The 17,702-nt window shown below is 64.0% G+C and carries 14 protein-coding genes and 1 riboswitch; of the genes, 11 read left to right on the top strand and 3 right to left on the bottom strand.

Annotated features, from left to right (window positions below; genetic code table 11):
• Nucleotides 1-85: 85 nt before the first annotated feature.
• Both smc and ftsY read left to right on the top strand, forming a co-directional pair.
• On the top strand, nucleotides 86-3,664 hold the full coding sequence (gene smc, locus ACR30Z_RS00160) for a chromosome segregation protein SMC (RefSeq protein ID WP_434370872.1): 3,579 nt from the start codon (nucleotides 86-88) through the stop codon (nucleotides 3,662-3,664).
• A gap of 20 nt (nucleotides 3,665-3,684) precedes the next feature.
• Nucleotides 3,685-4,890, top strand: a complete 1,206-nt coding sequence (gene ftsY, locus ACR30Z_RS00155; protein WP_434370870.1) for a signal recognition particle-docking protein FtsY — start codon at nucleotides 3,685-3,687, stop codon at nucleotides 4,888-4,890.
• 66 nt (nucleotides 4,891-4,956) lie between these two features.
• On the opposite strand, the gene ACR30Z_RS00150 is transcribed toward ftsY, so the two are convergent.
• Nucleotides 4,957-6,177 carry an MFS transporter gene (locus tag ACR30Z_RS00150; RefSeq protein WP_144649564.1) on the bottom strand — a complete coding sequence of 407 codons (1,221 nt, stop codon included), beginning with the start codon at nucleotides 6,175-6,177 and terminating at the stop codon, nucleotides 4,957-4,959.
• A 261-nt stretch (nucleotides 6,178-6,438) separates the two neighbouring features.
• Between ACR30Z_RS00150 and ACR30Z_RS00145 the strand changes: the two genes are divergently transcribed.
• Complete coding sequence (locus ACR30Z_RS00145) at nucleotides 6,439-7,758, top strand: ammonium transporter (protein WP_144649562.1); 1,320 nt, start codon at nucleotides 6,439-6,441, stop codon at nucleotides 7,756-7,758.
• Nucleotides 7,755-8,093: a P-II family nitrogen regulator gene (locus ACR30Z_RS00140; RefSeq protein ID WP_011775128.1), complete on the top strand. Its 339-nt coding sequence runs from the start codon at nucleotides 7,755-7,757 to the stop codon at nucleotides 8,091-8,093. The genes ACR30Z_RS00145 and ACR30Z_RS00140 overlap by 4 nt, the downstream gene beginning before the upstream one ends.
• 104 nt (nucleotides 8,094-8,197) lie before the next feature.
• Here ACR30Z_RS00140 and ACR30Z_RS00135 read toward each other — a convergent pair whose 3' ends face one another.
• A complete protein-coding gene (locus ACR30Z_RS00135; RefSeq protein ID WP_434370869.1) occupies nucleotides 8,198-9,598 on the bottom strand; it encodes a glucose-6-phosphate dehydrogenase in 1,401 nt (466 codons plus the stop codon).
• Between the two features lie 170 nt (nucleotides 9,599-9,768).
• Here ACR30Z_RS00135 and ffh point away from each other — a divergent pair, with 170 nt between their 5' ends.
• Complete coding sequence (gene ffh / locus ACR30Z_RS00130; RefSeq protein WP_434370867.1) at nucleotides 9,769-11,349, top strand: signal recognition particle protein; 1,581 nt, start codon at nucleotides 9,769-9,771, stop codon at nucleotides 11,347-11,349.
• A 67-nt stretch (nucleotides 11,350-11,416) separates the two neighbouring features.
• Nucleotides 11,417-12,139 carry an alpha/beta fold hydrolase gene (locus ACR30Z_RS00125; protein ID WP_144649556.1) on the top strand — a complete coding sequence of 241 codons (723 nt, stop codon included), beginning with the start codon at nucleotides 11,417-11,419 and terminating at the stop codon, nucleotides 12,137-12,139.
• Here ACR30Z_RS00125 and thiC read toward each other — a convergent pair.
• Complete coding sequence (thiC, locus tag ACR30Z_RS00120; RefSeq protein ID WP_434370865.1) at nucleotides 12,122-13,960, bottom strand: phosphomethylpyrimidine synthase ThiC; 1,839 nt, start codon at nucleotides 13,958-13,960, stop codon at nucleotides 12,122-12,124. The genes ACR30Z_RS00125 and thiC overlap by 18 nt on opposite strands.
• Nucleotides 13,955-14,062: riboswitch (TPP riboswitch) on the bottom strand. (Overlaps the previous gene by 6 nt.)
• An 85-nt stretch (nucleotides 14,063-14,147) precedes the next feature.
• On the opposite strand from thiC, the gene ACR30Z_RS00115 reads away from it, so the two are divergent.
• The 5 genes from ACR30Z_RS00115 (at nucleotide 14,148) to ACR30Z_RS00095 (ending at nucleotide 17,642) form a co-directional block, all read left to right on the top strand.
• Nucleotides 14,148-15,230: an amidohydrolase family protein gene (locus ACR30Z_RS00115; RefSeq protein ID WP_434370863.1), complete on the top strand. Its 1,083-nt coding sequence runs from the start codon at nucleotides 14,148-14,150 to the stop codon at nucleotides 15,228-15,230.
• Nucleotides 15,231-15,308: 78 nt separating this feature from the next.
• Complete coding sequence (locus ACR30Z_RS00110) at nucleotides 15,309-16,181, top strand: VOC family protein (RefSeq protein ID WP_144649550.1); 873 nt, start codon at nucleotides 15,309-15,311, stop codon at nucleotides 16,179-16,181.
• 120 nt (nucleotides 16,182-16,301) lie between these two features.
• On the top strand, nucleotides 16,302-16,739 hold the full coding sequence (locus ACR30Z_RS00105) for a hypothetical protein (RefSeq protein ID WP_434370862.1): 438 nt from the start codon (nucleotides 16,302-16,304) through the stop codon (nucleotides 16,737-16,739).
• A gap of 236 nt (nucleotides 16,740-16,975) precedes the next feature.
• Nucleotides 16,976-17,398 carry a 30S ribosomal protein S16 gene (gene rpsP, locus ACR30Z_RS00100; RefSeq protein WP_018776208.1) on the top strand — a complete coding sequence of 141 codons (423 nt, stop codon included), beginning with the start codon at nucleotides 16,976-16,978 and terminating at the stop codon, nucleotides 17,396-17,398.
• Between the two features lies 1 nt (nucleotide 17,399).
• Nucleotides 17,400-17,642 (top strand): RNA-binding protein, encoded by a 243-nt coding sequence (locus tag ACR30Z_RS00095; RefSeq protein WP_011775119.1) that lies wholly within the window; start codon nucleotides 17,400-17,402, stop codon nucleotides 17,640-17,642.
• The last annotated feature ends 60 nt before the right edge of the window (nucleotides 17,643-17,702 follow it).

Genomic DNA, 17,702 nt, shown 5'->3' with positions numbered 1-17,702 from the left:
CGGCCCCGGATCCGAAGATTTCACACAAACGGCAGTAGATTTAGGTGATACGAACACCCGGGCCATCCAGGAGAACCGAAGCGCCTTGCACCTGAAAAGTCTGACTGTCCGAGGATTCAAGTCGTTCGCGTCGGCCACGACGTTCGACTTCGAACCCGGCGTCACTGCCGTCGTGGGACCCAACGGATCGGGCAAATCCAATGTGGTGGATGCCCTGGCCTGGGTCATGGGGGAACAGGGCGCCAAAACCCTGCGCGGCGGCAAAATGGAAGACGTCATCTTCGCAGGCACGTCGGGTCGGCCACCCCTGGGGCGGGCCCATGTGTCCCTGACCATAGACAACGCAGACAACGCGCTTCCCATCGAGTACAGCGAAGTCACGATTTCCCGGACACTCTTCCGCACAGGCGGGTCCGAATACGCCATCAACGGCGCCCCGTGCCGGCTCCTCGATATCCAGGAACTGCTGTCCGATTCCGGCCTCGGGCGCGAAATGCACGTCATCGTGGGACAAGGCCAACTGGACCGGGTCCTGCACGCCACACCAGAAGACCGCCGGGGTTTCATCGAAGAAGCAGCCGGGATCCTCAAACATCGGCGCCGCAAGGAAAAGACTTTTCGAAAGCTTGAGGCGATGCAGGCCAACCTTGCCCGGCTCGGCGACCTCACCGCGGAGATCCGGCGCCAGCTCACTCCGCTGGGCAAGCAGGCAGAAATAGCCCGTCGCGCCCAGACAGTGCAGTTCGACGTCCGGGATGCCCGCGCCCGCCTCTTGGCGGACGACCTTGTGCAACTGACAACTTCCCTCGAAAAGGACGTCGCGGACGAAGCGGCCCTCAAGGAGCGCCGCCAGGTTGTTGAGGCTGGACTGGGGTTGGGTCGTCGGCGCCAGGCCGCGCTCGAGCAGCAGGCCGCCGAAGCGACGCCTCGCCTGAACGCCGCCCGGGACCATTGGTATCAGCTCTCCGCTGCGAGGGAGCGCCTGCGCTCCCTCGGTTCCCTGGCCACGGAGCGCCGTCGGCTCCTGGGCTCATCTGAAGCCACCGTGGACTCCGGGCGCGACCCCGAACAGCTTGAGCGCCAGGCCGCCCGGGTCCGCGAAGAGCAGGCCGCCTTGGAACACGACATCCTTGCCAAGCAAGCTGCGCTCCTCGAAGCGACAGTGGCCAAGGATGGAGCAGAGGCGCTCGCATCCGCCGAAGACAAGCGACTGACCGCCATGCTCAGGGCAGCGGCTGATCGGCGGGAGGGGTTGGCCAGGTTGGCGGGCCAGGTTGCAGCCGCGCGATCCCGTGCCGAGGCGGCGGAGGCCGAACGCGGTCGCCTGAGGGAATCCCTCGGAGCCGGCGACGAGCGGCGCCGCAAGGCCCAGAGCGAGTTCACCGCCCTTGAGTCGCAGGTGGCTGGCGTTGAAGATGGCGAAGAGAGCCTCGACGCCGAATATGAGGAAGCCAGCGACCTCCTGGATGCTGTCATCGCCGAAATCGAAGAACTCAAGGCCTCCGAGCGGGAAGCCGTCCGGGAGAGGGATGCCCTGGTGGCGCGGCGGGATGCCCTTCAGCTGGGGCTCAACCGTAAGGACGGGTCCGCCAGCCTCCTCACCGCCGACGGCATTTTGGGTCCGCTTGCCGCACTGGTAACCATCGAGCCGGGATACGAGGCCGCGATTGCTGCTGCCCTGGGCAGTGCCTCGGACGCCTTGGTGGTGGCCGATACGAAGAGTGCCCTGGCCGCCATCCGGACATTGAAAGACGACGACGCCGGCCGGGCTGCGTTGCTCCTGGCGGACAGTTCCGGCGCGGGTGACGAAACCCGCGCCACGGTGGAGCTCCCCGCTGGTTGCCGCTGGGCCGCCGACGTCGTGAAGATCGCTGACCCAACTGCCCAAGGCGCCCTGGCGCTCCTGGACGCTACCGTCGTCGTCGATGATGTGCGGGCGGCCGCGGCCCTGGTCGCTGAACAGCCGACGCTCACGGCAGTCACCCGCGATGGTGACATCTTCACGGCCCTGACCATCCTGGGTGGGTCAGCCACCGCGCCGTCGCTGTTGGAGGTCCAGGCAGCAGTGGACGACGCCGTCGCGCGCCTTCAGGAGGTAACTGCCCGCCTGGAGCGTGGCCGCTTCGCCCTGGCTGGCGCCCAGTCCCGCCGCACCGAGGCGCAGGAGCGGGCCGATACCGCCCTGGAGCGGCTTCACGAATCGGATGCCCGGCTTGCCGCGGTGGCCGAGCGCCTGGGCCATCTCAATTCGGTTCTCCGCAGTGCCGTAGGAGAAAGTGACAGGCTCGCTGCGTCCATGGCCAAGGCGGAAGCCAACATCGCGGAGGCCCAGCTGGACCTGGAAGTCGCGGCAGAACGGCTTGCTGCGGCGCAGGAAGCCCCGGACGAAGAACCGTCCACGGATCAGCGCGACGAACTCGCGGCGCAAGCCAGGACTGCCCGTTCCCTTGAAACAGAAGCCCGGCTTGCCCTGAGGACTGCGGAAGAGCAGCTGGGGGCCATCAGCAACAGGGCCGCTTCTCTGGAGCGGGCTGCCGCCACCGAACGACGGGCCCGGGAAGAAGCGGCGCGTCGGGCCCAGCGTCGGCGGGCCCAGGCCCAACGTGCGTCGGCTGTCGCGGCGGCGGTGGAGCAAACGCTCCGTTTCATCGACATCTCGGTGGATCTGGCCGGCAATGAACGCGACCTGGCTGAGCAGACGCGGGAGCAGCTTGAGAAAGAACTGTCCGAGGTCCGTACCGGCAACGACGCCCTGGCCCGGGAGCTGGCCGAGCTCACAGATTCCGTACACCGTGACGAGATGGCGCGGACCCAACAGCGGCTGCGTATCGAGGCCTTGGAAACACGGTCCATCGAAGAGCTGGGACTTTCCTCGGAGCAGCTGGTAGCGGACTATGGCCCGGACCGGCCCGTTCCGCTGCCGGCAGGGGCTACCACCGACAAGTGGGCCGAGCTTAGGGCGCCGGTGGACGAGAACGGGGAACCAGTAGTTGAAGGGATTCCTTTCGTCCGTGCGGAGCAGGAGAAGCGGCTTAAGAAGGCGGAACGGGAACTGGCAGCGCTGGGAAAGGTCAACCCGCTCGCGCTGGAGGAGTTTGCTGCGCTGGAAGAACGCCACCAGTTCCTGAGCTCGCAACTGGAGGACCTCAAGTCCAGCCGCAAGGACCTTTTGGACATCATCAAAGAGGTGGACAACCGGGTCCAGCAGGTCTTCACCGAGGCGTTTGCGGACACTTCGGCGCAATTCGACCACGTCTTTGCGAGGCTCTTTCCAGGCGGAGAAGGCCGGTTGGTGCTCACGGATCCCGACGACATGCTGACTACCGGGATAGAGGTGGAGGCCCGGCCTGCGGGTAAGAAGATCAAGCGGCTCTCGCTTCTCTCCGGCGGTGAGCGCTCCCTGACGGCAGTGGCGCTCCTGGTGGCCATCTTCAAAGCCCGGCCATCGCCGTTCTATGTCATGGACGAAGTGGAAGCTGCGTTGGATGACACCAACCTGGGCCGGCTCATCACTATTTTCGAAGAGCTGCGCGAGTCCAGCCAGCTGATCGTGATCACCCACCAGAAGCGCACCATGGAAGTTGCCGACGCCCTTTATGGCGTCACGATGAGGGGCGACGGCGTCTCGACCGTCATCAGCCAGCGGCTCGGTGCCGGGGCATAGCTTTATGAGAAGGTAGGGGAGTGAACGATTTCCTACCCATAATTCTGTCCATTCTCGCTGCGCTCGTCGTGGTCGGCGGACTCGTGCCGGTATTGATGAAAGCCCGGAAGTCAGGGGCGAAGTACCCCGGAACGCGAGATACGAACGACCCCGTCCAGTCGTCGGCGGCTGGCGGCGGAACCCTTGTGGAGGACCGCCCGGATGAGGTGAAAGCACCGGCCCCCACCTTCGATGGATCCGTGGAAGGCACGGATGTGCCCGATGATGCGGCCGGGCTCGAAACCATTGCCGTTGACACCCCGGCGCCGGTGGAAGGACGACTCACCCGCCTCCGCGCCCGCCTGATCAAGTCCAACAACATCCTGGGCAAGGGCCTCCTGGCATTGCTGTCCGGCGACAAGATCGACGAAAACGTCTGGGACGAGGTTGAAGAGACCCTCCTGCTGGCGGACCTCGGCACCGAACCCACCATGCAGCTGGTTGATGCCCTGCGTGAGCGCGTCAAGGTCTTGGGCACCCGCAGCCCCGAGGACGTCAAGGCCATGCTGCGCGAAGAGCTCATCAAGCTCGTTGACCCCACCATGGACCGCTCCCTGAACGTCGAGCGCAAGGCGGACCGGCCCGCCGTCGTGCTTGTTGTTGGTGTGAACGGCGTCGGCAAGACCACCACCGTTGGCAAGCTGGCACGGGTGCTTGTGGCTGAAGACAAGGATGTCCTGCTGGGTGCCGCTGATACCTTCCGTGCGGCGGCGGCGGAGCAGTTGGCCACGTGGGGACAGCGCGTGGGTGTGCCCACGGTCAAGTCCGACATTGATGGTGCCGACCCCGCATCGGTTGCCTACGAGGCCGTTAAGGCCGGCATCGACCAGGAAGTCGATGTTGTCATGGTGGACACTGCAGGACGCCTCCAGAACAAGACCGGCCTGATGGATGAGCTCGGCAAGGTCAAGCGTGTCATCGAGAAGCTGGCCGACGTGGATGAGGTCCTGCTGGTCCTTGACGCCACCACGGGCCAGAACGGCCTCAACCAAGCTCGCGTTTTCGCGGAGGTTGTGAACATCACTGGCATCGTGCTGACCAAGCTGGACGGAACCGCCAAGGGCGGCATCGTGGTGGCCATCCAGAAGTCGCTGGGCGTTCCCGTCAAGCTCATTGGCCTGGGTGAAGGCCCTGACGACCTCGCGCCTTTCGATGCCGAAAGCTTCGTTGACGCGCTGCTTAACTAGCGCTGCCTGCCCAACTGGCTGGCAATTGTGGTTGTTCTGAGCCCTCGGAACAACCACAACTGCCAGTCAGTTTTTGGGTTTAAGGGGTTCGCGTGCCAGCGACCAGCCTGCGGCGGTCAGCAGGAGCACGCCCCCGGTGATGCCGAATGCCCAGCCATAGCCAAGGCGGTCGGCCAGGAGACCTGCCACGATGGGGCCGATAATGGCGCCCGTGTCCGCCGCCATTTGGAAGACGGCCAGCACTTTGCCTCCGGAGCGTCCCCGGCCAATGACATCGGCGACGGCGGCCTGCTGCGCCGGGCCCAGCAAACCGGAACCGAAACCCGCCACCGCGGATGCAGCGAGGAAGGCCGGCAAATCAGTCGTGAAGCCAATGACCCCTGTGGCCAAGCCGGTGATGGCCAAACCGGGGATCAGCAGGGGCTTCCGTCCCCAGGCGTCGGCCAAGCGCCCGCTGAACGTCAGGGCAACGGCGTTGCCCACCGCAAAGATGGCCAGCGCCCAAGCGGCAGTCTCAGGCGCGGACTGCAAAACCGCCACCGCGAACAGCGGGATGGTGGCCATCCGGACACCGAACGTCACCCAACCGTTGCCGAAGCTCGAGAAGACCGCGGCTCGGTAGGCGGAGTCGGTCAGTGCTTCCTTCAAGGTCATGGCCGGGACAGGCGTGGCGTCCTCCGCTGCGTTGCCCTCGCCGCTGAGCATGGTGCGGACCACCACGGCGGCCACCAATAAGGCCCCGGCGTAGGCCAGGAACGGGACCCGAAGGCCGAATCCCGCCAGCAGCCCGCCCACTACGGGACCCAGCACGCTTCCGATCAGGAAAGCCGATGCATAGGCCCCGGACACGCGTCCGCGGCGTTCAGGCGGCGCGAGCCGGATCAGCAAACCCATGGCGGCAACCGTAAACATCACGGAGCCGGCACCTCCGAGTCCACGAAAAATCAACAGCTGCCAGTAGTCCTGGGCAAAGGCGCATGCGGCAGTGGACACCGCGACGATCAGCAGGCCGGATACGTACACGTTCCGTTCCCCGAACCGCCCGATCAGGGCACCGCCTGCGGGTGCGAAGACCAAGCGCATGAAGGCGAAGATACTCACGATCACGGCGGCCGCAGTGGCGCCGACGTCGAACGTCGTGGCGAACTGCGGGAGCACCGGAGCCACCAAGCCGAAGCCAAGCGCGATCAGGAACGCTGCAGCCAACATCACCTTGATATCGCGAGGCAAGGGAGCCTTCTCCGGCCGGATCCTTGGAGCTTTGACGGATCGTGGCGACTGGGTCATACGGTGCTGGTCCTTCGAATGGGGTTTGTTGGCTTTGGCCCCAAGGGCGCGAAAGCTGGGTAATTCCGGTGAAGTCTGACGCCTGAAACATATCCGTAACACCGGGGATATGCACCATTTACGTTGGGGAGGTTGTTGTAACGAGCCCGCAATGTAAAACCTGCGCAGGTGAAACACGGCGGCACAAAACTCTTAAGCAGGACGCAAAGGGCGTCAGGACAGCGGTTGAACCGCAGATCTAGCAAGAGAGGAACGTGCACCATGGAACTTACCGCAGGTCACGTATGGGTCATGGTGGCGGCGGCGCTTGTGCTGTTCATGACACCTGGTCTGGCATTTTTCTACGGCGGCATGACACGCGCCAAAGCAGCCCTGAACATGATGATGATGAGCTTCATCTCCATCGGCATCGTAGGCGTTGTATGGGTGCTGTGGGGCGCATCAATGAGCTCCGGCGAAGGCTTCATGGAGATCGTGGGCAACCCGTTCGCCACCTTCGGCCTCGAAGGCATCAACACCCCTGACGGCCTGATCAAGGTTGGCTACGCCTCAACGTTCGCCATCATCACCGTCGCACTGATCAGCGGCGCGATCGCTGACCGCGCCAAATTCGGCGCCTGGAGCATTTTCGTTCCGGTTTGGGTCACGTTGGTTTACTGCCCGCTGGCTTACATGGTCTGGGGCGGTGGCCTGTTCGGCCCAGAAGGCGCCATTGGTAAGGCCCTCGGTCCGGCCATCGACTTTGCCGGCGGCACAGTGGTGCACATCAATGCTGGTGTGGCGGCGCTCGTCCTGGTCCTCATCATTGGTAACCGCCGTGGCTTCGGCAAGGACCCGAACCACCGCCCGCACAACATTCCGTTCGTCATGCTTGGCGCTGCCATCCTGTGGTTTGGTTGGTTCGGCTTCAACGGCGGCGCAGCAACCACCGCCGAACAGGGCGGCCTGATCTGGATCAACACCCTCGCAGCTCCGGCGGCAGCCATGATCGGCTGGCTCATCACTGAGCGCATCCGCGACGGCCACCCCACCTCCCTCGGTGCAGCCTCCGGTGTAGTTGCCGGCTTGGTCGCGATCACCCCGGCCTGTGCAAACGTCAGCCCTGTGGGTGCCCTGGGCCTCGGTGTGGTTGCCGGTGTGGCTTCCGCCCTGGCTGTCGGCCTCAAGTTCCGCTGGGGCTTTGACGACTCCCTGGACGTTGTTGGTGTCCACCTCGTCTCCGGCATCATCGGCACCGTGGCCCTGGGCTTCATTGCCCTTCCCACCGACGGTGTTGGCGGCGGCCTCTTCTACGGTGGCGGAATGACCCAGATGTGGGCCCAGCTCGCAGCGGCCGGCATCGCCATCGCATTCTCGGCCATCATGACGGCCATCATCGCCTTCGCCATCCACAAGACCATGGGCTTCCGGGTCTCCACGGAACAGGAAAACGTGGGCGTGGACCTCAGCCTGCACGCTGAAACGGCTTACGAGTTTGGTGTCAACGGCCACGGCGGCAGCTTCCAGCCGCTGCACGAGGCGATGACCGGGAAATCCGAAGAGAAGGTTCCCGCAGAAGGCAAGGAGAGTGTCCAGGCATGAAGCTCATCACAGCGATCGTCCGACCCGAAAAGCTTGAAGCAGTCCGGGAGGGCCTCGAATCATATGGGGTCCAGGGCCTGACGGTCAGCGCGGCCAGCGGCTACGGCCGTCAGCGCGGCTACACCGAGGTGTACCGCGGAGCCGAGTACAACGTGGATCTGCTGCCGAAGATCCGCATCGAGGTCCTTGCCACCGACGAGCAGGCAGACGACATCCTGGATGTCCTCATCGCCAGCTCCAACACAGGCCGAGCCGGCGACGGCAAGGTATGGACCGTGGATGTTTACGAAGCAGTCCGGGTCCGGACAGGTGAGCGCGGCGCTGCCGCGATCTAAGTTCCAGGCCGCGGCCTAAGTTCCGGACAGCACAGCGGGCCGGGTACCGATACAGGTACCCGGCCCGCTGGTGCGTTACCGCTGCCGTGGGTCCGCGGCCGCCGTTAGTCCACGACGTCGGTGGGCCAGCCCGCGGGCCCGGCGGTGCCGGCGTCGTACTCTTCCAACGGGACGGAACCGCCCTCCCAGGCGCGGAGGACCGGCTCGATGATCCGCCAGCAGTCCTCGGCTGTGTCACCCCGGACGGACAGGAGCGGGTCACCGTTGAGGATGCCTTCCAGCACTTCACCGTACGGCAGCATTCCGGGCGCATTGAGTTCGGCCACCAGGCTGGCACGGTCCAGCGTAAAGATATCGCCGGGTCCGTTGACATCGACGTCGAGCTGGAGCACATCCGGACCGAAGCCGATCCGCAGCTGGTTGGGGGAGTCCACGCCCGAGAAGCCCCTGGGCAGGTGGGGGACAGGACGGAAGGTAATCACGGCTTCCTTGCGTCGACGCCCCAGGGCCTTGCCCGAGCGAAGGATGAACGGGACGCCCTTCCAGCGCCAGTTGTCGATGTCCACGCGCACTTCCGCGAGGGTCTCGGTATTTCGGGACGGGTCCACGCCTTCCTCGGCGGCGTAGTCCGGCACGGTCCTTTCGCCGAGGGTCCCCGCTGTGTAGCGGGCGCGCCGCGTGGAGTCGCCGTAGGGGGCCTTGATGCTGCTGGCCCGTAGGACGGTGGCCACGGCGTCCCGAAGGTCCCGTTCTTCGATGGTGGCAGGGGCGTCAATGGCGAGGAACGCCATGATGTGGAGGAGGTGGCTCTGGATCATGTCCCGGAGCGCCCCGGCAGTGTCGTAGTAGCGGGCCCTGCCCTCAAGGGCGAGGTCCTCGTCGAAAATGACCTCCACCTTTTCGATGTGTTCGCGGTTCCACACCGGCTCCAGGAACCTGTTGGCGAAGCGAAGGCCAAGGATGTTCAGCACCGTGGCTTTGCCCAGGAAATGGTCCACACGGTGAATGTGGTCCTCGGGCACCAAGGCTGCCAGCGTCTTGTTCAGCTCATGCGCTGACTCTGTTCCGGAACCGAACGGCTTCTCCATCACCAGGCGTGTCCCGGGGGGCAGTTGATCCTTGTGCAGGACTTCGCAGGCCTTTTGGCTCACATGCGGTGGCAGCGCGAAGTAGATGGCTGTGGGCCCCTCCAGCTGGGCAAGCAGCTCGGCCAGTGGTCCGTCCGCTGTGACGTCAACCTGGTGGTAGCTGGTGTTTTCCGCGACAGCTGCCATGGCGGCGAGCCCGGAGGCATCCGCCGTGCCCGACGCCGTTTCAAAGGCGGCGTCGACTCGTTGCTTCCATTGTTCGGGAGACCAAGGATCGGACCCTGCGCCCACCAACCGGAGCCCGGGAGCCCGGCCGGAAGCCAACAACCCGGCAAGTCCAGGAAGGAGCAGTCTGCCTGTGAGGTCCCCGGACGCGCCGAGGATGAGCAACGTTCTTACAGTTGTTTTGCTGGTCACTGTGCCAGCATGCCATCTTGCAGGTGCGACTTGGTACCCTAGATAGTCGAGTCCCCTAGTCGACGCTTAGTAGTTGGGGTTGAGACACCTTTGTGGGGGCAGGAATCGTCAAGACTCTGGCGTGCCGCATTGGCCGCCATTCGTAGACCATCGAAAGAAGTGCACGGCGCGTGTTCAATTCACTCTCTGACCGGTTGACAGCAACCTTCAAGAACCTCCGTGGCAAGGGCCGCCTCACCGAGGCTGATGTCGATGCCACCGTCCGGGAGATTCGCCGCGCCCTCTTGGACGCGGATGTTGCCGTCTCCGTGGTCCGCGAGTTCACCGGCCGTGTCCGCGAACGTGCCTTGGGCGCCGAGGTCTCGGGAGCATTGAACCCGAGCCAGCAGATCGTCAAGATCGTCAACGAGGAACTCAAGGAGATCCTTGGCGGCGAGACCCGTCGAATTCGCCTGGCCAAGACCGGCCGCACCATCATCATGCTGGCGGGCCTCCAAGGTGCGGGTAAGACCACCCTCGCCGGCAAGCTGTCCAAGTGGCTCAAAGCCCAGGGACACAGCCCCATGCTGGTGGCGTGTGATCTTCAGCGCCCCAACGCAGTGACCCAGCTCCAGGTTGTTGGCCAGCGTGCCGGTGTCCCGGTTTTCGCCCCGCACCCCGGCGCTACTTCCGAGCTCGAGCATCCCGCCGGAGACCCGGTGGCCGTTGCCAAGGCCGGCGTCGAGGAAGCCCGTCAGAAGCTCCACGACGTCGTGATCGTTGATACCGCCGGCCGTCTCGGTGTCGACGCAGAAATGATGGACCAGGCCCGCCGCATCCGTCAGGCGATCATCCCCAACGAAGTCCTCTTCGTGATCGACTCCATGATTGGCCAGGATGCCGTCAACACGGCGATGGCCTTCGATGAGGGCGTCAACTTCACGGGCATCGTTCTGTCCAAGCTCGACGGCGACGCCCGCGGTGGTGCCGCGCTGTCCGTTGCATCGGTCACCGGTAAGCCGGTCATGTTTGCGTCCACCGGTGAAGGTTTGGACGACTTTGAGCTCTTCCACCCTGACCGCATGGCTTCGCGCATCCTGGACATGGGCGACGTCCTCACCCTGATCGAACAGGCTGAGAAGGCGTGGGACAAGGACGAAGCAGCCCGGATGGCGAAGAAGTTTGCCGACCAGGAAGACTTCACCCTGGACGACTTCCTGGCCCAGATGCAGCAGATCCGCAACATGGGCTCCATGAAGAAGATGCTCATGATGATGCCGGGTGCGCAGAACATCCGTCAGCAGTTGGAGAACTTCGACGAAAAAGAGATCGACCGCGTCGAGGCAATCGTCCGCTCCATGACGCCCCATGAGCGTGTGGCTCCCAAGATCATCAACGGTTCACGCCGAGCCCGTATCGCCAAGGGTTCAGGTGTCCATGTTTCCGAGGTCAACGGCCTGCTGGAGCGCTTCGCCCAGGCCCAGAAGATGATGAAGAAGCTTGCCCAAGGCGGCGGCATGCCAGGTATGCCGGGAATGCCCGGTCTTGGTGGCCCCGGCGGCGGACGCAAGAACGGTAAGAACGCTCCCAAGAAGAAGGCGCGTTCCGGCAACCCGGCCAAGGCGGCTCAGGAGCTGCGCGACGCGGAAACCAAGCGCGCCAACGCGGCCTCGGCAGCACCTACGGGTGCGGCGTTTGGCCAGGGCGCAGCGGACTTCGACCCGTCCTCCCTGAACCTTCCCAAGGGCTTCGACAAGTTCCTCGGAAAGTAGAACTTGCCTCCCGAGGGGTTGGAGTTCCGCCCCTTGGGATGTCAGAGCCGTGGAATAGGCTGAACCAATGCATAAGCAGCGCGTAGTCTTCGTTCACGGCCTGGGCAGTTTCGGTGCTGCGGCATGGCCGAAGCAGCATGGCATGGCCCTGGCTTATGACGCCCTGTTCCTCCGCCGGCACGGCTTTGATGCCGTTGCCGAACCACGGGAATCCAATGTGACGGCGGACGTCGCCATCCTGACCAATGCGTTGGTCGATTCCGGCGGCGGCCACATTGTCGCCCATGAACAAGGCGCCATTTCGGCCATGCTGGCCGCAATCGAGCGCCCCGACCTCGTGCACTCGCTGTCTTTGGTTGAACCGGCTTGCCTGTCATTGACGGCGGAGCTTCCTGCGACGAGTTCCCATCGGGCCCTCATGGAACCGCTGTTTGACGTTCGGAACCAACTCAACGATGCCGATTACCAACGCGAGTACTTCCGCCGGGCTTATTCGGCCGAAACGGGAGGGCTGGACACTCCGGAGGCGCGTCGTTCTGCTCGCAGGCTCAGGCTCCAAGAACCTCCGTGGGAGGCTCCGCTTCACATTGTTCCCGGTGTTCCCACCTTGGTGCTCACCGGCGGCTGGGAACCGCTGTACGAAGAGATTGCAGGGTACCTCCAGGAGACCGGCGCCCTCCGCCGTGTGGCGGCGGGCGGACACCGGCCCCAGGATTCAGTCGACGGCGATCACATCATCCGTTCGTTCGTCGCGGATGTGGGACGGGCAAGGTCAGTTCAGGCGTCCTGAAATATTGGCCGCCGGGGCCTTGGTGCTCTCCGGGCCCGAGGGGATTTCAAGTTCAGGCAGGTACACCTTCCCGCCTGATTCCAGGAACTCCCTGCTCTTTTCCCGCATACCGCTGTACATCCCGGCGATTGCCGCCTGCGATTCGGCCGAACCATACTCGTCGCGGATGTCCTGGCTAATGCGCATGGAACAGAATTTCGGCCCGCACATCGAGCAGAAGTGGGCGGTCTTCGCAGGCTCGGCGGGCAAGGTCTCGTCATGGAATCCCTCAGCTGTCACCGGATCCAGGGACAACGCGAACTGATCGCGCCAGCGGAACTCAAAACGTGCTTTGGACAGGGCATCATCACGCTCGCTGGCCCCTTGATGTCCCTTGGCGAGGTCGGCTGCGTGGGCGGCGATCTTGTAGGTAATCACGCCCGTTTTGACGTCATCCCTGTTCGGCAGCCCGAGGTGTTCCTTGGGTGTCACGTAGCAGAGCATGGCCGTGCCATAGCGGGCAATCTCGGTGGCACCGATGGCCGAGGTGATGTGGTCGTAGCCCGGGGCGATATCGGTGACCAGCGGACCCAGGGTATAAAACGGCGCACCCTTGCAGAGTTCCTGCTGGCGTTCCACATTTTCGCGGACCAGGTGGAAGGGGATATGCCCGGGGCCCTCCACCATGACCTGGACGTCGAATTCCCAGGCCCGCTGTGTCAGCTCCGCCAGGGTGTCCAGCTCGGCGAATTGCGCGGCGTCGTTGGCATCGGCAATGGAGCCGGGGCGCAGCCCGTCGCCCAGCGAGAACGAGACGTCGTACTGGGCGAAAATCCGGCACAGCTCATCGAAGTGTGTGTATAGGAAATTCTCCTGGTGGTGCGCCAGGCACCAGCCGGCCATGATCGAGCCGCCGCGGGACACGATGCCCGTGACGCGGTTGGCGGTCAGGGGGACGTACCGCAGCAGCACGCCGGCGTGGATGGTCATGTAATCCACGCCCTGTTCACACTGCTCGATCACGGTGTCGCGGAAGATTTCCCACGTCAGCTTGTTGGCTTCACCGTTGACCTTCTCCAATGCCTGGTAGATGGGCACCGTTCCGATGGGGACGGGTGAGTTGCGGATGAGCCATTCACGGGTTGTGTGGATGTCGTCGCCAGTGGAGAGGTCCATGACGGTGTCTGCGCCCCACTGGGTGGCCCACTGAAGCTTGTCCACTTCTTCGGCGATGGAACTGGTGACCGCCGAGTTTCCGATGTTGGCGTTGATCTTCACCAGGAAGGCCTTGCCAATAATCATGGGCTCGGACTCCGGGTGGTTGATGTTGTTGGGGATGATGGCCCGGCCGGCGGCCAGTTCGCTTCTGACCAGCTCCACATCGCAGTTCTCCCGCAGCGCAACGAAACGCATTTCCGGCGTCACGACGCCCTGCTTCGCGTAATGCATCTGCGTGACGGTTTTACCCTCGACGGCGCGGCGGGGCACCGGTTGTGCACCCTTCCACTCCGCCGATGCGGCTCCGCGCCGCACGGCCGACTTGCCGTCGTCGAGCAGGTTCCGGCCGCGGCCGGAATAGATCTCCGTATCGCCGCGCGCTGCGATCCACGGTGCCCGGAAAGGCTCCAACCCCACCACTGGATTGCTGCCCGGCCCGGCGGTGCGATACACCCGCAGCGGCGTGTTGGCCTGGCCGTTGGGGGAGGGTTCCAGGGCGATTTCCGTGACGGGGACGCGGATTCCGGCGTCATGGTCTTCAATCCATGCCAGCGAATGGGACCTGAGGGACTGCGTAACAGGCTCGTTTTGGGCAGGGGTGTGCTGTGTTTCTGTGGTGCTCAAGGATTACTCACTTCCTTCGCCGGCATTACCCGGACAGGTTCAACGGTCGCAGACTGCGTCAGTCCGATCTCAGCCCCTGCAGGGGCCCCCGTGTGGTCGTAGACGAAGCTACCACAGCGCCGAACGAGTACGCAGTCACATGGGCGCAGCAGGTTTCCGGTGATGACGGGCGGACTAGGCTTTTGCCATGGCCAGCATCATTGAATTCAGCGGACCTGTGCTCGTGGCTCGGGATAACGAGCGGCGCGGCATGTGGTCCGTGGACGGAGTCCTGACCTTCGAGCGCCCAGTGGCCACACCGGACAGGGTTGTGGATGGTTGGGTGCTGCCAGGCTTTGTTGACGCCCACTGCCACATCGGGCTCGGCGTCGGAGGGGCGGTTGACGAGGCGACCACGCTTGCCCAGGCCCAGGCGGACCTTGCCGCCGGAACGCTGCTGATCCGGGACGCGGGATCGCCCAGCGACACGCGCTGGGTCCAGCAGCGGACGGACTTGCCCCGCTTGATCCGATCCGGCCGGCACATCGCCAGGAGTCGGCGCTACCTCCGCGGACTGGGCCATGAAATTGAAGCGGACCAGCTCGTGGAGACGGTCCGAAAGGAAGCCCGGGACGGTGATGGCTGGGTGAAACTGGTAGGCGATTGGATTGATCGTGGCGTTGGCGACCTCGCTGCGTCGTTCCCGGCAGAGCTGGTCAAGGACGCCATTGCTGCCGCCCACGATGAAGGTGCCAGGGTCACGGCGCACTGCTTCGCGGAGGACACCATCGACGACATGCTCGATGCCAACATCGACTGCATCGAACATGCCACTGGCCTTCTGCCCCGGCACATTCCACGGCTGGTGGAGCAGTCGGTGCCGATCGTTCCCACGTTGGTCAACATTGCGACCTTTCCGGAGATCGCTGCCCAGGCAGCGCCGAAGTTTCCGGAGTACGCGGGCCACATGGTGCGCCTTTGGGAGCGTCGGCGTGAGCGGGTGCTTGAGGCATTCGAGGCCGGGGTCGCGATCTACGCGGGAACGGACGCGGGCAGCGTGATCAAGCATGGTCGGATCGCGGACGAGATGAGGGAACTGCACGACGCCGGCCTGCCGCCGTGGGCGGTGCTCGAGGCCGCCTGTTGGGGCGCCCGATCATGGCTGGGAGCTGAGGGCATCAGCGAAGGGGCGAGTGCCGACGTCGTGCTGTGCGCTGACGACCCGAGGCTTGAGGTGGCCACTGTCTGCGACCCCAAACACATCGTCCTTCGCGGAAGAATCATCCGTTAGGAATAAATTGAAGCTTCAAGTAATTTACGAGGGTAGGAAGGTGCCGATGCGCGGCCACCTCAGAACCGGGAGCTTCACATGACCACTTCATTCAGCCAGGATCTTCTGCCTGCCGAACTCACCATGGGCACCGTCATGCTCAAGGTTGGCGACATGAAGGTGATGAGCGACTACTACCAGCGGGCCTTGGGCCTGGATGTGGTGGCCGAGCAGGATGGCGGCCTGTATCTGGGGCGCGTCGGAAAGCCGGTTGTTCATCTTGCTCCCGCGGCTGGCCTCCAGGTTCCGGGGCGTGGCGAAGCGGGCTTGTTCCACACGGCCATCCTGTTCAAGGACCAGCCTTCCCTTGCCGCCACCATTGCTACCGCCGCCGAGTTTGAACCCCGCGCCTTCGCCGGCAGCGCAGACCACCTCGTCAGCGAAGCGTTCTACTTCACCGATCCCGAGGGCAACGGCATCGAGCTCTACTACGACAAGCCCCGTGAGCTGTGGCAGTGGGATGGCGCGAACGTGGTTATGGACAACGTTGCACTCCCGCCACAGCGGTTCCTGCAGGAGCACTTGAGTGAAGCTGCCGTGACCGGACAGCGCGAGGCGGCCGCCGGCGTCGGGCATGTGCACCTGCAGGTGGGTGATGTCGAGACTGCGCAAAAGTTCTATGTGGAAACCTTGGGTTTTGAGCGGACCGCAGGCTGGCATGGTCAGGCGCTGTTCGTCTCCGCCGGCGGCTACCACCACCATATGGCGATGAATGTCTGGAACAGCCGCGGTGCCGGACCCCGTCGGGACACGCTCGGGCTGGGTGAAGTGCTGATTGAAGTCCCTGGCGCTGATGATGTGTCGGCGCTGGCGGATCGGCTGAAGGTTGCCGGCGTGCACAACCATCACACCGGCGCTGAGCTGCGGTTCGAGGATCCTTGGCGCAACAAGCTTCGGGTCGCCGTTCGCTAGGCCGCCATGGCGACTGCGTTCCTGCGGCCTTTCGCTGCATTAGGCTGGGCAGTGACGGCACGGAACCCCAGGGTCCTGTGCCGCCGCCCCGTCAGCACGAAGGAATGAGAGTACTTTCCCATGGGCTTTGCCGAAATTTTTATAGCCACCCACGATGAAGCACTCAAGCGGGCCGCAGCCCTGGACAGGGGCGCTGAAGTAGCCGGTCCCGCCGTCAGGATCGAGGGAATCACGGACTTCGAAGTCGAACAGCTGGGCGACCTCGCGGGCCAGGCTGTTCACGCGTCCGGCGCTGACTATGAACTGGCCCTCGTGGATGTCACCAGCGATGCACTCCTTGGCGTTCCCGAGGCAATGGTGCGGGCTCTTGCCGAACTGCTCACGTATGAAAGCGAGGGCGAGGAAAACGTCCTCGACGACGTTGCCGCGGCATGGGCTGCCCAGGACGACATGCCTTTCGATGCAACCGCGTCGCGCCAGTACGTCCAGCAGTTGGCTGCGCTGGCCACTGACGTTGAGAAGGTGGAGCGTTCCGGGCTCTACGTCTGGTCCGTCTGACGAATCGCACGTCCCGCGGCGCTGCGTTGGATGCCTTCCGGTGACCAACAACACACCGCCCCACGTGGTGTAAGTCGTAATTGCACCCGGCATCTGGCACAATAGACAGGTACTCGATCGGTGCGGCCCCTCTCTCCGTGCTCGTATCTTGTCCTTCGAACCGTCAAGTATGGCCCGCCCCACGGGTGCAGAACGTCGGGTTCAACCTCGTTTCAGAAACAGGAGTGACCACAAAAGTGGCCGTAAAGATTCGCCTTAAGCGCTTCGGTAAGATGCGCGCACCGTACTACCGCATCGTCGTCATGGATGCCCGCGCCAAGCGCGATGGCCGTGCCATTGAAGAAATCGGCAAGTACCACCCCACCGAAGAGCCGTCGTACATCGAGGTCGCTTCCGAGCGCGCTCAGTACTGGCTTTCCGTTGGTGCCCAGCCCACCGAACAGGTTGCTGCGATCCTCAAGATCACCGGTGACTGGCAGAAGTTCAAGGGCCTCCCGGGCCAGGAAGGCACCCTGAAGACCAAAGCTCCGAAGGAAGCTTTCGTAGCTCCGGAGAAGGGTTCCGTCATCATCCCGGAAGCCATCACCAAGAAGGCCAAGAAGGACGACGCTGCTGAGGCTCCGGCCGAGGCTGAAGCAGAGACCACCGAGGCTGAGTAAGTTGCTGGCAGAAGCGCTCGAGCACTTGGTCCGTGGGATCGTTGACAGCCCTGAGGATGTCAAGGTCAGTGCCAAGAACAACCGCCGCGGGGAATCCCTTGAGGTGCGCGTTCACCAGGAGGACCTCGGACGGGTGATCGGCCGTCAAGGACGCACTGCACGTGCTTTGCGCACTGTGGTTGCAGCTTTGGCTGGTGGCGAGCAGGTCAGGGTCGACGTCGTCGACACCGACCGTCGCCGGTAACGCGCTCAGCACTACTTGTCTTAGATCCGGCCCCTTCACCGAATATGGTGGAGGGGCCGG

It is taken from the genome of Paenarthrobacter sp. FR1 (genome assembly GCF_051106045.1).
Classification (GTDB): Bacteria; Actinomycetota; Actinomycetes; order Actinomycetales; family Micrococcaceae; genus Arthrobacter; species Arthrobacter nitroguajacolicus_A.
Note: the sequence above shows the minus strand (reverse complement) of the source record. Positions and strands in the feature narration are given on the sequence as shown.